The sequence below is a fragment of the Acidovorax sp. GW835-FHT14B10 genome (assembly GCF_058793725.1).
On record NZ_JBXAGC010000027.1, the window covers coordinates 1 to 16746 of the forward strand.

A 16746-nucleotide genomic window follows, 5' to 3' on the forward strand; every position below is an offset into this window, starting at 1 on the left:
TAACCCCTATCCCCGATCAGTTCAGGTGGGGGAGTTTGAGGTGGCCATAGGCGGGGGAATTTGGGTGGCCATCGGGGAATATGACATTGCTCCACATTGAAACGCATGACAGGCATCTCGGCTTTGAAATAGCCGAGAGTTCTAGCCTCAAATCCGGAATGAGAATTCAAGCTCCGGGCGGTGTTTCGCTGCAGTACGAGGGGTCACTTGTACGCAAGTCGGTTGGAATCCCGGAGGTGCTTCAGTTCATCGTCGATGCTTCCATCAGCACCGATCTTGGTCTTTTCGGGGCGTGGCTGTACGACAAGGTGAAAAGCAAAGAGGTAGAGCGGATCATCATCAACCGACGCGTCGTAACCGAAATCACAGCAGACGGCATTCGGCAGGTCCTCGAAGAAGAGGTTCGCAGAGGATGATGCCCAACCAGTGCATCCAGCCGACGTATTTGCCTTCGCTTCGCTGCGGCAAATCCGCGGCTGATGCTTGGCGTTAGGGGTTTGATCCCGTGGCTAACGATAAGCACTCCTCGCTGTCCTCGCAGGTAATTGCCGGCTTAATCGTCGCTGCCGTTCTTGGTGCAATCTCATTTGTCCCGGGTGCCTTTAAGTGGGTCTCGCAAGTCGCAACTGATTTCTGGAGCCACCTGCGAGGAACCTCGGGATTCCCTAATTGGAGCTTGTATCTTTTGGCTTTGATGGGTATCCATACCGTCGTGTACTGGACGGCTCGCGTCATGAAGCCAAAAGGCCCGAATGTCGCCGCGTACAACCACGACACTTTTTTGGGTCTCAAGTGGCGTTGGTCATACATATGCGGGCACCCCGCAAACGCTTGGGCTTTCTGCCCGAACTGCGACACCATGCTCGTGTATTCCGAAGTCGGGGGCTTTTACGATCCGGACCGAAAGACGGTTCTTACTTGCGAAACCTGCGCTCGCGATCTTCTTCATCATGAGGGCGACAAAGACTATCTCGTGCAAAAAATCCATCGCCAGGTAGATCGAAAGATTCGCACTGGCGAGTGGGAGCGTGTCATTGAAACCAACCCCTAACATGGCGGTTGACCTCGCTCCCTTCGGTCGCTGGACCCTTCGCCGGCAAGCCGGCTCGGGCCGGTCACCTCTACGTTAGAGGTCGCTCCGAATGGATCTATCTCGCTTCATTCCGCCCGATATTGACACCCAGACCGCTACGTCGATGCAGTACTACGGGCTATTGGGTGACTACATCGGTGGAGCGTGGGGAACGGTCATTGCCACCCTCACACTTACTGCGGTGTTGGCTACGTGGTGGATGTCGCGGCGCGTTGACTATCGCGCAAAGACATTCCAGATATTTACTGAAATGATGCGTACCCACGAGGAAATCGTTGCCTCAATGCAGGTCAACACTCGCAAGGGCCGCGAGACATTTGCGTCAGTCCTTAGCGAGTTCTATGTCATCTACAAACTGACACGTCAAGTTGTCCCTGACGACGCGACTTGGTCCATCCCGGACAGAATCGACATCGCCTACACGTGTACTTTTTTCGGGCCTCATTTGAGCACCGAAGAGGTTCTCCGGCATTACGGCGGCGAAAGCATTACAAGACTATTCGGGGCTATTCATACAGAGCGCCAGGCCAATGGGAACGGGCGTCGCGCCTATGGCGGGCACCAACTGCGCTTGTCGCATTACTTCCGTAACCTGTATTCCGCCTATAGCTTTATCGAAGGAACCAAACTCGGCTCCGACGAAAAACTCGCTCTCGCTAAGGTGCTTCGTTCCAAGCTCTCCAATCATGAACAGGCAGTCTTGGCGCTAAATATCATGTCCCACCTCGGGCAGGAGTGGGAACGCACAGGTCTTGTGGAGAAGTATCAACCCATTAAGAACGTGCCAAAACTGTTCCTTACGTTTGATCGCACCTTCCTACTAAAAGAACGGTTTCCGTACATCAACTTCGAGTGGGAAAGCGCCGGAAATGAAGTCGTGAAGATTGACCGAGTTGCGATTGGCACGTGGTCATTTATTCTGCTGCGGCGTAAGCCGCGACCTCTAACCTCTCGGTCAACCGGACCTCGCGCATAAAGCGCGCGCGGCCGGTTACCTCAAACGCTAGAACTCCTCATGCGCGAGCCCTTCCAAGTCGAAGTTCCTGATATGTCGCATATGATCCCCATGCAGATCAGCGTTGCCAAATTAAAGGCAATGTCAGATGCGGAGCTCCTTGCGGCGCTAAATGGGGAAGACGGGCGCAAGGGCATGATGACTTTGCAATTCGCGACACTGATAACATCCGAGTTGCAGGCAAGAAGCATTGAAAGGGCGGGAAAGCCGCATTAGAGCGCCGTTCCATCATTTTGGCTGCTTGTCACTTCGGTTGTTCTTTCTCTCGTGGCGATTGTGGTGGCTGTGTTTACGCTCCCTCAAGTTCAGCAACGCTTCTTTCAGAATCCGTCGCAACTCCGAATGCTCGGAACCAGCGAAGGCACGACAGAAGGCTCGCTGCCCGCGTCAAAAAGCTCCGAACCAACACAAGCAGTTCCGCACGTAAGGTAGTTCTCAACATGCGCAGTTCTGAAGCCATGAGTTCTAACCCTGCAATCAACCGGATCGTCAAAAGCTGCGCTTTTGCCGCCCGGTTATCGCAACGTTAGCTATAGCAATAGGGTGCTGCCTATTGAGAGGCACAAGTAAGATTTTCAGTCTGGCTAAGTTAAATTTGTAGGGGGTACTAATGAGAAATTATTGCGCACTGTCCATAGTCAGTCTTTTCTTTGTAGGTTGTGCTACTCAAGGAGTTAGTACATATAACTACCAAGACAAGCAGCCAGTTACTATCAAGAACGAACTTTCCGTTAACAAGCCGTATTCCATGGTCTGGGATGGAGTGGTACGCGAGTTATCCAAAAGCTTTTATGTCATAAATAACATCGACAAAGAATCTCGAATCATTAACCTTTCCTTTTCTTCAAACAGTCCTGTCGAATATGTGGACTGCGGCAAGACGAAACGTTTTTATACGCAGGGCAGCAAGAAAGAGTCGTGGGAGTATGACGTAGCAGGTTCCGCGAGTTTCAAGGTCGCCGCCTCGCAACAAGAGCATCCCGCCTTTGCTAACTATGCGGTTATTCGTCGCGAGCCTTCACTTGAGGGGCGGGCGAATATCTATGTCGCACCCGACGACAAGAACTCTTCAAACACCGTCGTAACTGTAAATACGCGGTACATCCTGACTCAGAAGGTCAAAGGTGAGGCTTTTGCTGAACATATCTCCGGTGCCGTTCATCCGCGAGGGCGACTACAGGATGAAACTTTTACATATACATTTAACACCAATCGACCAGGGAAGCTGGAGGCCGGCGGGGGGGAATATGTTACTTGCTTCTCCAAGGGAAAGTTGGAGGAGGAAATTCTCGATATGGTGTCACGCTGAGACGTCAAATAGCTAACAGGCGCTTGCAGCAGACCGTGAAAATGCAGGGCATTTTCCCGTCTGCAGAAGCTTCACGTTAGGTGTCACCAAAGATCTGTATGAGCGCCGATGCCGTCAAACACTATGCAGCTCTGTCCGAGTTGTTCATGGCTGAGCAGTCATTCGATTTGGGCCACGAAGTGAAGGTCCGAATCGCATACGCGCATATGTTTGCGAATCACATGCTCGCGTACACGCCAGCAGAGCCAGGCAAGCCAAGCCCGGGGCCGTGGAAGGCGACGAGAGGCGGCAATTGGCACGACATCACCGCCGAACTCTCCATTCCAGCCGATGGAGTATCAGGAGCTGGTACGTTTCATGAGGTGGCGCGCGCGATCGTTCTCGTTGTACGGCTCGGCATCAACCCGGCTACCTATCTCTCGGCGATTTCCAACAAGCCTTTCTACGCCCAGATTCAAGCGTCAGATCCTGATGCATGGGTTCAGCCGGAAGAGACCGAGCTGAGAAGGTTTGCGCTCGCGGTTGACGATGGAAAAGTGACTGCAGACAAAGCTGCTTGGCTCACCGAAAGGTGGCCAACAGCTGCCCGTCTGACTCGCCAAAGTCCAGAATTTGCTCTTGCGGCAGATGCTTTGGCGATCGGTCAATATGTGCACCGGACCTCGTTGGTCATGGTTGCAATCTGGGCTGCGCTTGAAGCGCTTTTCTCTCCTTCAACTTCCGAGTTGAGGTTTCGAGTTTCCGCACTGATCGCGTCCTATCTGGAGCCTCCCGGGGAACGCCGTCAATCGCGAGCTAAGGAGATCAGCAAGCTCTACGACAAGCGCTCATCCGCCGCACACGGAAAGTCGACCCATGAGAACGACGACCTACTCGAATCGTTCAATCTACTGGGAGAAGTACTGCGGAAGATGATTGATCAAGGTCGCGTGCCCACAAAGCCTGAGCTTGAAGGGGTGCTCTTCGGGCTTTCAGAAGGCCTCCAGTGACACCTAACCCTTCCATCGAGAGGACGTCACAAGGGCTGCGCCCTTGCGACGCCTCTCATGTCAAACGTTAGACCTCGCCAATGAGCTCAGCGGAACATCCAGGGTTCAGGATCTTTGTGGTCGGCGCGGGCTTCTCACGTCCGGCCGGACTTCCTATCGCGTCTGAACTCTACCCACTGGTCCGACGGAATATTCTGGAGACTCACGGTACGGATACCAAGTTCGACCGGGATGTCAGGGAGTACCTTGACTATTGCTCGGCGTGTGGGCAGTCAGGCCAGAGCGAAGAGAACCTCGATCTAGAGCTCTTCATGTCTTACCTGGACATAGAGCACTACCTTGGCTTCCGTGGCAGCAAGACCTGGAGCCAAGAAGGGAACGAGTCCCAGCTGATGATCCGCAAGGCGATAGGGCACGTGATTCAGAGCCGAACGCCTCAAGTGGACGCCTTGCCTGAGGTCTACTATCAGTTCGCTGATGCACTGTCAGTGCACGATGTCGTTCTGACGCTGAATTACGACCTTGTGCTCGAACGTGCGTTTGAGAAGGTGGGCAAGCCTTTTCGACGCTATCCAAACCGCTTCGAGACCGTCAGCGAGTTCGGCGGCACCGTCGATAGCAAGATTGAAGAGGTCGTACTTCTCAAGCTTCACGGCTCCGTGGATTGGTTCGATGATCGGCAATTCCTGGAGCTCAAGAAGTCTATCGATGGGAAAGGCGGCGGCCGCATTCCGTTGCACAGCGTTTTTGACGATCCGAGTCGCTATGGCGCGAAGCCCCTCGTTGAAGGTTTGTTGCCCGAAGGTGACCCTCTTAAACATCTTCATTGGATTACTCGCGTGGACGACTTCTACGCGCGCGATGGTGGATTCAACGCTCCGTTTCTCCTTTCGCCGTCGCACGTGAAGTTCGTCTATGCGGAGCCGATCCTAAGCTTCTGGCACGGCATGGGACGCAGTGGTGGGTGGAATCTGGGACTCTCCGTGATTGGCTTTTCGCTGCCGCCCCACGACGACTACATCCGGATTGGCCTGTACCAGATGCTCTCGAACTACGGCTCCTGGTGGGACTCGCAGATGCTCGGTGTGCTGAAGGACTACGCCCGGTTTGTGGACTACCGACCTACGCCTGATCTGCAGGCCGAATACCGGGATCGATACCGGTTCGCGGAACCTCAGCGTTCAAAGTTCCACTATGACGGGTTTGGACCAGATGCAATCGATTTTCTCTTCCGCCAGCGCCGCGAGGCCTAACAGATCGTTCGACGCGGACACGCACCGGCCAGGCGCCGCAAGCCGTTCGCGGGAGCATACGTCTTGCGCCGCTTGGCCGGTGCGTGCCGGTCAACTCCAACGTTGGGCTGCTTAAAGAACCAAAGGGGAAATTATGAGCTATCTCGTGTTTTGCACCTTCGATCTTAAGAACGCGACAAGTCAAAATTATCAAACCGCCTACGCAGATCTAGAGAAACTTGGTCTGAGAAAGGTCCAGAAGGCTGACAATGGTAACGATGTAGTAATTCCTACGACCTCGGTCATGGGCACATTCAACGGAAGCAGCGTGGGCTCCGTTCGAGACGACATACGAGATAGAGTGGCAAACGCATTTAAAGCGCGCGGATTCAAGTCGGAAATTTTTATCGTGGTCGGCGGGGATTGGGCTTGGGGTGCCACAACAACATGAATCAGCCCAACAAATGCTTGCAGCCGACCGTCAAAATACTGCGCATTTTGCCGTCGGCTGAAGGCCGTCGTTAGCCTGCTATGTGCCAGGAGCGGCCCGATTTTCCGCAGCGAATCTTCTTGGATTCGTCGACACTCCAGACCCTGCTCCGATACGGCGGGTACCTTTACGATGGCGAGGGAATTTCCGAGGGTGATCGGATCTACCGTGATCCAGCGGGCGTCAAGAAGCTCGAGGACCTCCGTACCATCATGGAAATTGCGCAACGAGCTCCGTTCCAGTTCGCTCTCTCGAACAACAGCTTCGCCGAGGTTAACGACGCGAGAGACTCTTCCTATCTTCGCTGGGCATATGACGTCCTCGACCACTGGAACATCTGCCTGTGGGAGTCCGGCCCTCCGCAGCCGGACCCGCAGGCTGTGGCCGCCCTCGAATCATCCAGTTTGGGGTACTTGGGAGAAGGTGACCGGGCCCTAATTCGAGATGCGGTTCTGTTTGAATGTGATACGTTCTTGACCATGGAGAATAGACTCCCGAAGAACGCGGCTCATTTGTTCAAGCTGCTGCGAGTCCGGATCGAAACACCTTCACAAACTTGGGAGCGCGTAAGGCCATGGTCTGCTTTGTTTCGGTAGCGCAGGCTAACAGGTCGTTCGACGCGGACACGCAGCGGCATTGCGCCGCGAAGCCTGCTGGTAAGCGTAGGCCTCGCGGCGAAATGCCGCTGTGCGCCGGTCAACTCCGACGTTGGGCGTCATGATCCCGCTTCGCATGGAATCGTTCTGAATGAGCTATCGTCGAGTGGCCCTCCGCCTGCCCGTAATACCACCACCGCCACAAGGCACCGCTGCGGTGTTCGTGGCTGGCGACGGATTCATGGGGCCGTTCCTGAAAGGCGGCGGCCCCATCGATCTTCTCTGCGGAATGTGCTTGCATCGTCTCGTCCAGCAGCTGCACCCAGGGCAAATTGAAAATCTGGTGCTTCAGTGCCCTGCCTGTAAATCGCACAATGTCATTGTCTCGATCCCCGCACTTGAGTCGTTTGTCGGCCATTTACAGGCTGTGCCGACGGCAGTAGATCAACTTCCGAAGCTCAAATCTATACTGGAAGAAGCAACGCACAAGCAATCGTCGCCTACCGATGTAATTGCACTTATCGAACAGCAACTACCGGATCTTTCCCTGGTGAAGGAACTTCTTGTTCCAAGGACTCCCGGCGATTTTTACGGTCTTCTCGCTTTTGTCGTTGGATTTCTCGCCTGGCTCCAGTCTCGGAAGCCCGCTAAACACAGCCCCTCGGTAGTCATCAACAACTATTTCAACGAGCACGACCCATTTCGCGGCGTAAAGCCTAATGATCGTTGCCCTTGCAGTAGCGGAAAGAAATTCAAAAAGTGCCATGGCAAATGACGCCCAACCCTGCGGTCAACCGGACCTTGCGCATAAAGCCGCGCAAGGCCGGTTACCTTGAACGTTGCACGGCCCGAGAGTCATTGCGCGACGCTGCGCCCAGCAAGGCCCTACGATTTGGGTTTCTCTTTTTTCACCACTCCATCAGACTCCCATGCGCATTCTTTTCGCCCTGCTCGCCTCGCTCGCCCTCGCCCCCGCCGCCATGGCCCAGTCCAAGCCCGTCACCACCGCCAGCGGCCTGGTCTATGAATCGCTCAAGGAAGGCACCGGCGATGCGCCCAAGGCCACCGACACCGTCAAAGTGCATTACAAGGGCATGTTCCTCGATGGCAAGGAATTCGACAGCTCCTACAAGCGCGGCGAGCCCACCGAGTTCCCGCTCAACCGCGTGATCCCCTGCTGGACCGAAGGCGTGCAACGCATGAAACCCGGTGGCAAGGCCCGGCTGACCTGCCCGCCCGGCATCGCTTACGGCGAACGCGGCGCGGGCGGCGTGATTCCCCCCAACGCCACGCTGAACTTCGAGGTGGAACTGGTGTCTGTGCGCCGTTAAAACCTGTTCTGAGATCGCTGCAGCGCAGCGTGCGCGCGGGCGTACACTCCTTGAAACAGGCAAAGGCCTTGCTTCGCAGGGGCGCGGCATTTGCCGGTGCCCGCTACCCATGAGCCTTTCCGACCTGTCCTTTCTGCACCAAGCCCAGGCGCCCTACGACCAGGGGCAGGCAGCGCCCTTGCCATCCCCGCCCCTCCACACAGCCCAGCGCTGCTCGCCCCTGCAGCAGGGCAACGCGCAACTGCACGCCAGCGAAAAGCGGCGGGTGGCCGGCCATGGCGCCACCTGAAACCGTGGGTACCGACGACACCGGTGTGCAGGCGGTCCATGTCGATGCCGACCTGCTCGTGCTGCACAAGCCGTCGGGGCTGCTGTGCGTACCCGGCCGGGGGCCCGACAAACAGGATTGCCTGAGCGCCCGTGCACAGCAGCGCTGGCCCGGCGCGCTCATCGTGCACCGGCTGGACCAGGCCACCTCGGGCCTCGTGCTCATGGCCCGCCATCACTATGCACAGCAGCGCCTGAGCCACGCGTTTGCCGAACGCCAGGTGCACAAGCGCTACCAGGCGGTGGTGCAGGGGCAGCTGGGCGGTGAAGACAGCGCCTGGCATGACATCGACCTGCCGATTGCGGCCGACTGGGCACGCCGCCCGCTGCGCGTGATCGACCACCACCTGGGCAAACCCAGCCTCACGCGCTGGCGTGCGCTGGCGTATGACGCGCAGGCCGAAACCACGCGGGTCGAGCTGGCACCCGTCACCGGCCGCACCCACCAGCTGCGCGTGCACCTTGCGGCCATCGGCCATGCCATTGTGGGCGACGCGCTTTATGCCGATGCCGCCACGCAGGCCCAGGCTCCCCGCCTGCTGCTGCATGCCAGCCACCTGGCTTTCACGCACCCCGTGACGAATGCAGGCATCACGCTGCATTGGCCTGCAGAGTTTTAGCCAAATAGGCATCTTGCGCTTGTGTAGCACTCGATAAAAGCTATCAACTCAATAGCATCCTGATGGTTCACCCCCAGAAATCCTCGGCTGAAAGCCCGCCGCAGGCTTACCGCAGTACCATGGCAACATGCCTTTGAACCACCTTGTTCTTCTTACCGGCGCTTCGCGCGGCATGGGTCTGGCCATGGCGCACCAGCTGCTGCGCCCGGACCACACGCTGGTCTGCATCTCGCGCCATGCCAGTACAGAGCTCGCCCAGGCGGCAAGCCAGGCCGGTGCCACGCTGGAGCAGTGGCAGCAAGACCTGTCGCAAGGCGAGCAGGTCGCGCACCGGTTGCGCGGGTGGCTCGCAGCCCAGGGTCCCGCGGCCTTTGCCAGCGCCACGCTGATCAACAACGCTGGCGTGATCCCGCGCATCGCGCCCCTGTCCGCCAGCGACCCGGCCGACCTCGCCAACGCACTGCGCGTGGGGCTGGAGGCGCCCATGCTGCTCACGGCCGCTTTCCTGGGCGCCACCGAAGGCTGGGCCATGCCGCGCAAGGTGCTCAATATTTCATCGGGCCTGGGCCGCCGTGCCATGGCCTCGCAGGCGGCCTACTGCGCGGCCAAGGCGGGCATGGACCATTTCACGCGCTGCGTGGCGCTGGATGAAGCCCTCAAGCCCCATGGCGCCAGGGCGTGTTCGCTGGCGCCGGGCGTCATCGACACCGACATGCAGCGGCAGTTGCGCGGCACCGACGCGGCCGCATTTCCGGACGCTCCCAATTTTGCCCACCTCAAGACGGGTGGCCAGCTCACATCGCCTGCCGACGCCGCTACCCGCGTGCTGGCCTGGCTGGAGCGCGCAGACTTCGGGACCCACCCGGTGGCCGATGTGCGCGACACATGAACGCCCCCCTGAGCCGCTTCGCGCCTTCCCCCTCGGGGGGATGCCACCCGTGGCCCGGCAAAGCCGGTTCCACGGTGGCACGGGCTTGGTGCGTGCCGGCTCCACCGGCCATTAGTTCATTGATTCATAGCTTTCAGCGCTTCACAGGCAAGCGCCAGAGGCCCATTTCATCTTGATTTTTATTCACTGAGGAGATTCCCCATGACCCGTGAAGTCGTCGTCGTCAGCGCCGTGCGCACCGCCATTGGCACCTTTGGCGGCAGCCTGAAAGATGTGCCGCCCACCGAACTGGGCGCGCTGGTCGTGCGCGAATCGCTCGCACGTGCCAACGTGGAGGGCAAGGACGTGGGCCATGTCGTGTTCGGCCATGTGGTCAACACCGAGCCCAAGGACATGTACCTGTCGCGCGTGGCGGCCATCAACGGCGGCTGCGGCGAGGGCACGCCCGCCTTCAACGTCAACCGCCTGTGCGGCTCGGGCCTGCAGGCCATCGTGAACGCCAGCCAGTCCATTTTGCTGGGCGATGCCGACGTGGCCATTGGCGCCGGCGCCGAGAACATGAGCCGCGTGCCCTTTGCCAGCCTGGCCACGCGCTGGGGCGCCCGTATGGGCGACACCAAGATGGTGGACATGATGATCGGCGCTCTGCACGACCCCTTCCACAACATCCACATGGGCGTGACGGCCGAGAACATCGCCGCCAAGTGGGGCATCAGCCGCGAAGACCAGGACCGCCTGGCGGTCGAAAGCCACAACCGTGCCGAGCGCGCCACGCAAAACGGCGTGTTCAAGGACCAGATCGTGCCCGTCACCTTGAAGAGCAAGAAGGGCGACGTGCAATACGCCACCGACGAGCATTTCCGCCCCGGTGCCACGATGGACGACCTGGCCAAGCTCAAGCCCGTTTTCACCAAGGAAAACGGCACGGTGACGGCTGGCAACGCCTCGGGCATCAACGACGCCGCCGCGGCCGTGGTGCTGATGGAAGCCGGTGTCGCCAAGGCGCGTGGCGCCAAGCCACTGGCCCGCCTGGTGGCCTATGCCCACGCCGGTGTGGACCCCAAGTACATGGGCATTGGCCCCGTGCCCGCCACACAGCTGGCGCTCAAGAAAGCCGGCCTCACGGTGAACGACCTCGATGTGATCGAGGCCAACGAGGCCTTTGCAGCCCAAGCCTGCGCCGTGACCCGCGACCTGGGCCTGGACCCGGCCAAGGTCAACCCCAATGGCTCGGGCATTTCGCTGGGCCACCCGATTGGCGCCACCGGCGCGCTGATCACCGTGAAGGCGCTGCACGAGCTGCAGCGCATCCAGGGCCGCTACGCGCTGGTCACGATGTGCATTGGCGGCGGCCAGGGCATTGCCGCCATTTTTGAGCGCGTGTAATAGCACGCACTGTTTTCTGAATCCTTCAATACTTCCAAGAATGATGCGCAAACTGATTACCTTCACCGCCCTGGCCCTGGCCGTGGGCGCATCGGCGTATGCCCAGGCCCCCGCACCGGTAGCCAGCTACCCCACCAAGCCCATCCGCCTGATCGTGCCCTTCCCGCCCGGAGGCGGCACCGACATCCTGTCGCGCCTGGTGGCCACCCGGCTCACCGAAAGCGCCAAATGGACCGTGGTGGCCGACAACAAGGCCGGCGCCGGCGGCACCATCGGCATCGGCGAGGCCGTGAAGGCCGCGCCCACGGGCTACGACATCGTGATGGGCCAGAAGGACAACCTGGTGATCGGCCCCTGGCTCTACAAGAACCTGCCCTGGGACCCCACCAAGGACCTGACCGCCGTGGCCCATGTGGCCTGGACGCCCGTGATCATCGCCACCAGCGTCAACAGCAAGTACAAGACCCTGGCCGACGTGGTGGCCGCCGCCAAGGCCGCGCCCGGCACCATCACCTATGGCTCACCCGGCAACGGCACCTCCATCCACCTGGCCGGCGACCTGTTCGAGAAAGCCGCAGGCATCAAGCTCAGCCACATTCCCTACAAGGGCTCCAACCCCGCGCTGATGGATGCCCTGGCGGGCAATGTGGACCTGCTGGTGTCTTCGGTGCCCTCGGCCATGGGCCAGATCAAATCGGGCAAGCTGCGCCCCCTGGCCGTGACCTCGGCCAAGCGCAGCTCCTCGCTGCCCGACGTGGCCACCGTGGCCGAATCGGGCTTCAAGGACTTTGACGTGAGCACCTGGTATGGCGTACTCGCCCCGGCCGGCACGCCTGCCGCCGTGGTGAAAACCCTCAACGCCGAAATCAACAAGCTGCTGGCCACGGCCGACATGAAGGCCGCCATCCAGGCCCAGGGCGCAGAACCCGAAGCCATGTCGGCAGCGCAGTTCAGCACCCTGCTCAAGACCGACTACGCCAAGTGGAAGGGCATCGTGGAAGCCTCGGGCGCAAAAATTGAATAACCCCCTGAGGCGCTTTTGGCGCCTCCGTGCAGCCGCCAGAGGCGACTGCTCTTCGAGGACGTCCAAGCCTGCGCAGGTAGGCTTGGAGCCGCGCCTCTCAGCCCCTCTCTCGCTGCGCGGGAGGGGGACGCACCCGGTGGCCTGGCGAAGCCAGTTCCACGGGTGCACTGGTCTGGGGCGTGCCCATTCCACGATCAGAAGGCTGCGGGTGATGCGCGGCATCATCGAAAACTGAAATGAAAAACGGCTCCTTTCGGAGCCGTTTTTCATGGGGGGATGGCGCTCAGTCCCGCACCACCAGCACTGGAATGTGCACCACGCCCAGCACACGCTGCGTGACGCTGCCCAGCACCAGTTTTTCCAGGCCGCGGCGACCGTGCGAGCCCATCACGATGAGATCGGCGCCCGTGCTTTCGACGGCCCGCACGATGGCGTCATGCACCGCATGGCCTTCGCCCACCACGGCAGTAACCTGCACGCCCGCATCGGCCATGGCCTGCTTGGTGGCGTCAAGCGCACTGCTGGCCTCGGCCGTGGCGGCGCTCAGGTATTGCGCCTGGCCATAGGCAAAATCGGCCCCCACGCCCGTGAACGGGTAGGGATCGATCACATACAGCGCCGTGACGGCACTGCCAAACGTCTTGGCCAAGGCTGCTGCCTTGGACACCGCGAGCATGGAGGTCTTGGAGCCGTCCACAGGAACCAGAATGTGCTTGAACATGGTGCTTCTCCTCAAGTTGATGGGGCCAGGCAAAGGCCGGGAAATAGGGAGTCAGTGTGGCGGCCCATTCTGGCTTGTATCTTGATTCGCATCAAATCATGGCGCCGTGGCAATCCGGCCGGCACCCGGGGCCACCACATCCGCCCCCTGAAAACTTCCGCGCCGGCAGGTTACCACCAGCGTGTCGCGGTAACCACCGGGCACCAGGGGCTGGATAGGCGTGGTCTCGTGGATCATGCGGGCGTCGTCCAGCAGCATCAGCGACCAGGGCGCGCTCAGGGTAAAGCGCTGGCCCGCCGGGCCCGCAGCTTCGAACACCCGCGTTTCACCGCCCTTCACCCCCTCGCGGGCCACCAGAAAAACCGCCACCAGGTCCACACCATCCCGGTGCGCACCTTCGGGCGTGGGGCGGCCAATGCCATCGGTGGTGTCGATCCGAAACTGGTGCGCCTCGACAAACCAGCGCGCGGGCGCGTCGGGTGCGGCAAACACCGTGTCGGACAGCGCGGCCAGCGCCGCCAGCAGCTGCCTCCACACAGGCCGTGCCACCGTCTCGACCGCCATCGGGGCAAACCAGCGCTCCATGCCGCCATGCAGTGCGTTGTATTCGAGCGGCTGCCAGTGGGCCCGGTGCGCCACCTGCACCACCTCGCCGTGCACCACTTCAAAACAGGCATGGCGACGGCGACGGTAGCGGCCACCGTCCTTCAGAAAATCATCGGGGGGCAACGCGGCCCAGTCAGCAGCCAGGGCCTGCAGATCATCGAGGCGGCAACCGGACCACGCAGCCACATCGGGTGGCGACAGCACGGCGTAGCCGGTCTTGCGCAGCTGGTTGGCCACGCCATCGGGACCGGTGAAAGGAGGAGAAAAAGTGACTTCGGCCATGCAGCCGAGCTTAAGGCAACGCTGGCAGCTCAGTCGCGGTTTCCGTGGCCCTTGCCACGGCCATCGCCACGCCCGTCCCGGCGGTCGCCGCGGTCGTGCTTGCCGCCACCCCGGCGATCATCATCCCAGTGGCGGTCATCCCGACCTTTGTTGCCAGGCTGGCCGCCGTAGTACTGGCCGCGCACAGGCTCTTTCACGAAGTACACCGGCTGGCCGCAGGCGTTGTAGCGGGCGCAGTGCTTGCCCCAGTTCTTGGCATGGCCGGGCGGCACATGCATGTAGATCGGCGAGCGCTGCACCATCACGGCCGGCCGGTGGATGATCATGGGCTCGGCGTAGATCAGCGGTGGCGGCGGCGCATTGCCAATGTCGATGCGTCCATACACGCCGGGGACCACCTGCCCTCCCACGGTGGCATTGACATAGGCCTGGGCATGGGCGCCGATGGCTGCAACCAGCAGCACCGCCGTGGCGGCCCCGGAAATCAGGTGACGAAAGGTGAGGTTCATGGTTGAGTCTCTGTGGATCGGAATCACCCCTTTGTAACAAGATCGGTGGGGGTTTCTGGCAAAGGCTGCGCAAAAAATGTAAGCAAATAGTCAATTGCCGTGCAATAACATCCATGAATTTCGGCTTCATTGCACTATTTAAAAGCGCCTGCAGCTATGCATTTAAGAGCGCTTGGCAAACCACACATCTGCAGCAATGCCTCCTGCAGCTGCGTGCAGTGGCATGAAGCCATCCCCCGCCCGGCCCGGGAGACCGCGTTGCCCTGCGAACGCCGCCACTTCGGCCGTGCCAGTTTTGATGCCCCGGCCTGCTGGCCATCCCCACTGGCACCTTCAGCGTGCGTGTGCAGGACCTGTCGCTCCCGGAAACCGGCAACCACATTGCGATGTCCACCGCAAGGTGGTCCATGCCATGGGTTTTCGGCCGGCGCCCTCTCGGGCTTGCGCCGGCGGGCGCCGGGCCATCAGCCTCCTGAAGCGGTAGCGTCGATCGGCTCTTTTTCCTGCAGCAGCCGCCACATCACCTTGCCACTCCCGCTCTTGGGCAGCGCCGTCACAAACTGCACGATGCGCGGCACCTTGTACACCGCCATGTTCTCGCGGCACCAGTCGATGATCTGCCGCTCGGTGGTGTCCTGGTGCGTGGGGCGCACCACCACCACGGCCTTCACGGTCTCGCCCCGGTAGCTGTCCTTGGCGGCAATGATGCAGGCCTCCTGGATGGCCGGGTGGCGGAACATCAACGCCTCGACCTCGGCGGGCCACACCTTGAAGCCGCTGGCGTTGATCATGCGCTTGAGACGGTCGGTCAGGAAGAAGTAGCCCTCTTCGTCCATGCGCCCCAGGTCGCCCGATCGGAAGAAGCGTTTGCCCTCGAACTCGATGAACGCCGCCGCCGTGGCGTCGGGCCGCTTCCAGTAACCCTGGAACACCTCGGGGCCGTGGATGATGATCTCGCCCTGCTCGCCCACGGGCATTTCCTGCAGGGTGTCGGGATCGATCACGCGCGCATCGGTGCCCATGAACGGAATGCCCAGGCACTGCTGCTTGGGGTGGTCAGGCGGATTGGAATGCGATGGCGCCGCCGTCTCGGTCAGGCCATAGCCTTCGGCATAACGCAGGCCGTATTGCTCCAGCAGGCGCTGGGCCACGGCCTGCGGCATGGCCGCGCCGCCGCCGCCGATGTAGGCCAGGCTGGAGAGGTCGTAGCTGGCAAAGTTCGGGCTGCCCAGCAGGTCGATGACCATGGTGGGGATATTGGTCCAGGTGGTGACCTGGTAGCGCGATATCAGGCGTCCCGCCAGGTCGCGGTCCCACCGGGGCATGATCACCAGCGTGGCACCACAGTAGATGGCCGTGTGCATCACGCTCACCATGCCGGTGATGTGGAACATGGGCACCACCGCCAGCGTCACGTTGTCGGCAGACCCATTGCCCCACAGGGCGCCCGCCACCGCGTTGTGCATGATGCTTTTGTGCAGGTGCATGCAGCCCTTGGGCAGCCCCGTGGTGCCACTGGTGTAGGGCAGCAGCGCCAGGTCGTCGGGCCCCACAGCCAATGCGGGGGACATGTCGGAGCAGGCTACGGCATCCGTCCAGGCGTAGGTGCGCCCCCCCTCCAATGCAGGCAAGGGATGCCGGGTGCTCAGCCATTCCATCCATGCCTCGGGCGGGGCATCGGCGCCCTGCACACCGGGATCAAAAGCATCGGTGAACTGGGTCACCACCAGATGGGCGAGGCGCTCGCCGAGCGCCAGCGCGTTGCTGGCCTTGGCGAGCTCGGGGGCCAGATCGGCCGTGGTGATAGCGACCTTGGTGTCAGGATCGGTGATGTAGTGCTTGAGCTCCTCGGCCCGGTTCATGGGGTTGACCGGCACCACCACAGCATTGGCCCGCAGGATGGCGAAATGCGCCATCACCAGTTGGGGGCAATTCTGCATGCACAGCACCACGCGGTCGCCCCGCTGCACGCCCAGCTGCACGAGCCGCGCGGCCAGGCGCTCGGCCCCTTCCATCAGCTGCCGGTAGCTGGTCGTGGTCCCAAAAAAGACCAGCGCCGCCTTGTCGGGATAACGGCGTGCGCTGATGGCCAGGTTGTCCCACAGCGAGGTGGCGGGCAAGGTGATGGAATGGGGCAAGCGGCGGGGCCAGAACTTGAAGTGGGGGCGCATGGTGCAGACAGTCTCCTTTGCCCTCCAGCCTAGTTGCCACGCGAAAGGCGGGCAATGGGGCTGGCCCGCGTTGACGTCGCCAAAGTGACCTGGAGCGGCATGGAATGGAGCGGCATGGAATGGAGCGGGATGGAATGGAGCGGGATGGAATGGAGC

General features: G+C 60.7%; 19 protein-coding genes. 15 read left to right on the forward strand and 4 right to left on the reverse strand.

The features are described 5' to 3' along the window. The first annotated feature begins 80 nt into the window (after positions 1 to 80). From AC1Q5S_RS17685 to AC1Q5S_RS17755, 15 genes are all read left to right on the forward strand, one after another. Positions 81 to 416 carry a hypothetical protein gene (locus AC1Q5S_RS17685; RefSeq protein ID WP_492239117.1) on the forward strand — a complete coding sequence of 112 codons (336 nt, stop codon included), beginning with the start codon at positions 81 to 83 and terminating at the stop codon, positions 414 to 416. An 89-nt stretch (positions 417 to 505) separates the two neighbouring features. Beyond that, a complete protein-coding gene (locus tag AC1Q5S_RS17690) occupies positions 506 to 1051 on the forward strand; it encodes a hypothetical protein (protein WP_492239118.1) in 546 nt (181 codons plus the stop codon). 91 nt (positions 1052 to 1142) lie between these two features. Then, on the forward strand, positions 1143 to 2069 hold the full coding sequence (locus tag AC1Q5S_RS17695; RefSeq protein ID WP_492239119.1) for a putative phage abortive infection protein: 927 nt from the start codon (positions 1143 to 1145) through the stop codon (positions 2067 to 2069). Positions 2070 to 2108: 39 nt separating this feature from the next. Beyond that, positions 2109 to 2324, forward strand: coding sequence for a hypothetical protein (locus AC1Q5S_RS17700; protein WP_492239120.1), 216 nt, complete (start codon positions 2109 to 2111; stop codon positions 2322 to 2324). Between the two features lie 532 nt (positions 2325 to 2856). After that, the gene (locus AC1Q5S_RS17705; RefSeq protein ID WP_492239121.1) at positions 2857 to 3417 is read left to right on the forward strand and encodes a hypothetical protein; all 561 of its coding nucleotides are present in this window, start codon (positions 2857 to 2859) and stop codon (positions 3415 to 3417) included. 98 nt (positions 3418 to 3515) lie between these two features. Next, positions 3516 to 4406: a hypothetical protein gene (locus AC1Q5S_RS17710; protein WP_492239122.1), complete on the forward strand. Its 891-nt coding sequence runs from the start codon at positions 3516 to 3518 to the stop codon at positions 4404 to 4406. Between the two features lie 311 nt (positions 4407 to 4717). Continuing rightward, positions 4718 to 5659, forward strand: a complete 942-nt coding sequence (locus AC1Q5S_RS17715) for an SIR2 family protein (protein ID WP_492239123.1) — start codon at positions 4718 to 4720, stop codon at positions 5657 to 5659. Positions 5660 to 5792: 133 nt separating this feature from the next. Then, a complete protein-coding gene (locus AC1Q5S_RS17720; protein ID WP_492239124.1) occupies positions 5793 to 6089 on the forward strand; it encodes a hypothetical protein in 297 nt (98 codons plus the stop codon). Between the two features lie 786 nt (positions 6090 to 6875). Next, the gene (locus AC1Q5S_RS17725) at positions 6876 to 7499 is read left to right on the forward strand and encodes an SEC-C metal-binding domain-containing protein (protein WP_492239125.1); all 624 of its coding nucleotides are present in this window, start codon (positions 6876 to 6878) and stop codon (positions 7497 to 7499) included. Between the two features lie 154 nt (positions 7500 to 7653). Further along, on the forward strand, positions 7654 to 8055 hold the full coding sequence (locus AC1Q5S_RS17730) for an FKBP-type peptidyl-prolyl cis-trans isomerase (protein WP_492239126.1): 402 nt from the start codon (positions 7654 to 7656) through the stop codon (positions 8053 to 8055). A gap of 109 nt (positions 8056 to 8164) precedes the next feature. Beyond that, positions 8165 to 8344: a hypothetical protein gene (locus AC1Q5S_RS17735; RefSeq protein ID WP_492239127.1), complete on the forward strand. Its 180-nt coding sequence runs from the start codon at positions 8165 to 8167 to the stop codon at positions 8342 to 8344. Next, the gene (locus tag AC1Q5S_RS17740; protein WP_492239128.1) at positions 8331 to 9002 is read left to right on the forward strand and encodes an RluA family pseudouridine synthase; all 672 of its coding nucleotides are present in this window, start codon (positions 8331 to 8333) and stop codon (positions 9000 to 9002) included. Before AC1Q5S_RS17735 ends, AC1Q5S_RS17740 begins: the two co-directional genes overlap by 14 nt. A 127-nt stretch (positions 9003 to 9129) precedes the next feature. Beyond that, on the forward strand, positions 9130 to 9891 hold the full coding sequence (locus AC1Q5S_RS17745) for an SDR family NAD(P)-dependent oxidoreductase (protein WP_492239129.1): 762 nt from the start codon (positions 9130 to 9132) through the stop codon (positions 9889 to 9891). A gap of 201 nt (positions 9892 to 10092) precedes the next feature. After that, positions 10093 to 11277, forward strand: a complete 1185-nt coding sequence (bktB, locus tag AC1Q5S_RS17750) for a beta-ketothiolase BktB (protein WP_492239130.1) — start codon at positions 10093 to 10095, stop codon at positions 11275 to 11277. Between the two features lie 40 nt (positions 11278 to 11317). Next, positions 11318 to 12301, forward strand: coding sequence for a Bug family tripartite tricarboxylate transporter substrate binding protein (locus tag AC1Q5S_RS17755; RefSeq protein ID WP_492239131.1), 984 nt, complete (start codon positions 11318 to 11320; stop codon positions 12299 to 12301). A gap of 283 nt (positions 12302 to 12584) precedes the next feature. Here the strand turns inward: AC1Q5S_RS17755 and AC1Q5S_RS17760 are convergent, their stop codons facing one another. The 4 genes from AC1Q5S_RS17760 to AC1Q5S_RS17775 all read right to left on the reverse strand — a co-directional run bounded on the left by AC1Q5S_RS17760 (position 12585) and on the right by AC1Q5S_RS17775 (position 16590). Then, a complete protein-coding gene (locus tag AC1Q5S_RS17760; protein WP_303836809.1) occupies positions 12585 to 13022 on the reverse strand; it encodes a universal stress protein in 438 nt (145 codons plus the stop codon). A 96-nt stretch (positions 13023 to 13118) separates the two neighbouring features. Then, entirely contained in the window at positions 13119 to 13910 is a 792-nt protein-coding gene (locus AC1Q5S_RS17765) for a 2OG-Fe dioxygenase family protein (protein WP_303836811.1), read from the reverse strand. 29 nt (positions 13911 to 13939) lie between these two features. Further along, positions 13940 to 14419, reverse strand: coding sequence for a hypothetical protein (locus tag AC1Q5S_RS17770; protein WP_422206077.1), 480 nt, complete (start codon positions 14417 to 14419; stop codon positions 13940 to 13942). A gap of 464 nt (positions 14420 to 14883) precedes the next feature. After that, a complete protein-coding gene (locus AC1Q5S_RS17775) occupies positions 14884 to 16590 on the reverse strand; it encodes a long-chain fatty acid--CoA ligase (protein WP_303836814.1) in 1707 nt (568 codons plus the stop codon). Between the last annotated feature and the right edge of the window lie 156 nt (positions 16591 to 16746).

Bases quoted from the DNA above. Each gene is read 5' to 3' on its own strand.
- AC1Q5S_RS17700 (WP_492239120.1), top strand. From the start codon at position 2,109: ATGCGCGAGCCCTTCCAAGTCGAAGTTCCTGATATGTCGCATATGATC.
- AC1Q5S_RS17725 (WP_492239125.1), top strand. From the start codon at position 6,876: ATGAGCTATCGTCGAGTGGCCCTCCGCCTGCCCGTAATACCACCACCG.
- AC1Q5S_RS17710 (WP_492239122.1), top strand. From the start codon at position 3,516: ATGAGCGCCGATGCCGTCAAACACTATGCAGCTCTGTCCGAGTTGTTC.
- AC1Q5S_RS17685 (WP_492239117.1), top strand. From the start codon at position 81: ATGACATTGCTCCACATTGAAACGCATGACAGGCATCTCGGCTTTGAA.
- AC1Q5S_RS17745 (WP_492239129.1), top strand. From the start codon at position 9,130: ATGCCTTTGAACCACCTTGTTCTTCTTACCGGCGCTTCGCGCGGCATG.
- bktB (WP_492239130.1), top strand. From the start codon at position 10,093: ATGACCCGTGAAGTCGTCGTCGTCAGCGCCGTGCGCACCGCCATTGGC.
- AC1Q5S_RS17775 (WP_303836814.1), bottom strand. From the start codon at position 16,590: ATGCGCCCCCACTTCAAGTTCTGGCCCCGCCGCTTGCCCCATTCCATC.
- AC1Q5S_RS17720 (WP_492239124.1), top strand. From the start codon at position 5,793: ATGAGCTATCTCGTGTTTTGCACCTTCGATCTTAAGAACGCGACAAGT.
- AC1Q5S_RS17765 (WP_303836811.1), bottom strand. From the start codon at position 13,910: ATGGCCGAAGTCACTTTTTCTCCTCCTTTCACCGGTCCCGATGGCGTG.
- AC1Q5S_RS17770 (WP_422206077.1), bottom strand. From the start codon at position 14,419: ATGAACCTCACCTTTCGTCACCTGATTTCCGGGGCCGCCACGGCGGTG.
- AC1Q5S_RS17730 (WP_492239126.1), top strand. From the start codon at position 7,654: ATGCGCATTCTTTTCGCCCTGCTCGCCTCGCTCGCCCTCGCCCCCGCC.
- AC1Q5S_RS17755 (WP_492239131.1), top strand. From the start codon at position 11,318: ATGATGCGCAAACTGATTACCTTCACCGCCCTGGCCCTGGCCGTGGGC.
- AC1Q5S_RS17715 (WP_492239123.1), top strand. From the start codon at position 4,718: ATGTCTTACCTGGACATAGAGCACTACCTTGGCTTCCGTGGCAGCAAG.
- AC1Q5S_RS17695 (WP_492239119.1), top strand. From the start codon at position 1,143: ATGGATCTATCTCGCTTCATTCCGCCCGATATTGACACCCAGACCGCT.
- AC1Q5S_RS17760 (WP_303836809.1), bottom strand. From the start codon at position 13,022: ATGTTCAAGCACATTCTGGTTCCTGTGGACGGCTCCAAGACCTCCATG.
- AC1Q5S_RS17740 (WP_492239128.1), top strand. From the start codon at position 8,331: ATGGCGCCACCTGAAACCGTGGGTACCGACGACACCGGTGTGCAGGCG.
- AC1Q5S_RS17705 (WP_492239121.1), top strand. From the start codon at position 2,857: ATGGTCTGGGATGGAGTGGTACGCGAGTTATCCAAAAGCTTTTATGTC.
- AC1Q5S_RS17735 (WP_492239127.1), top strand. From the start codon at position 8,165: ATGAGCCTTTCCGACCTGTCCTTTCTGCACCAAGCCCAGGCGCCCTAC.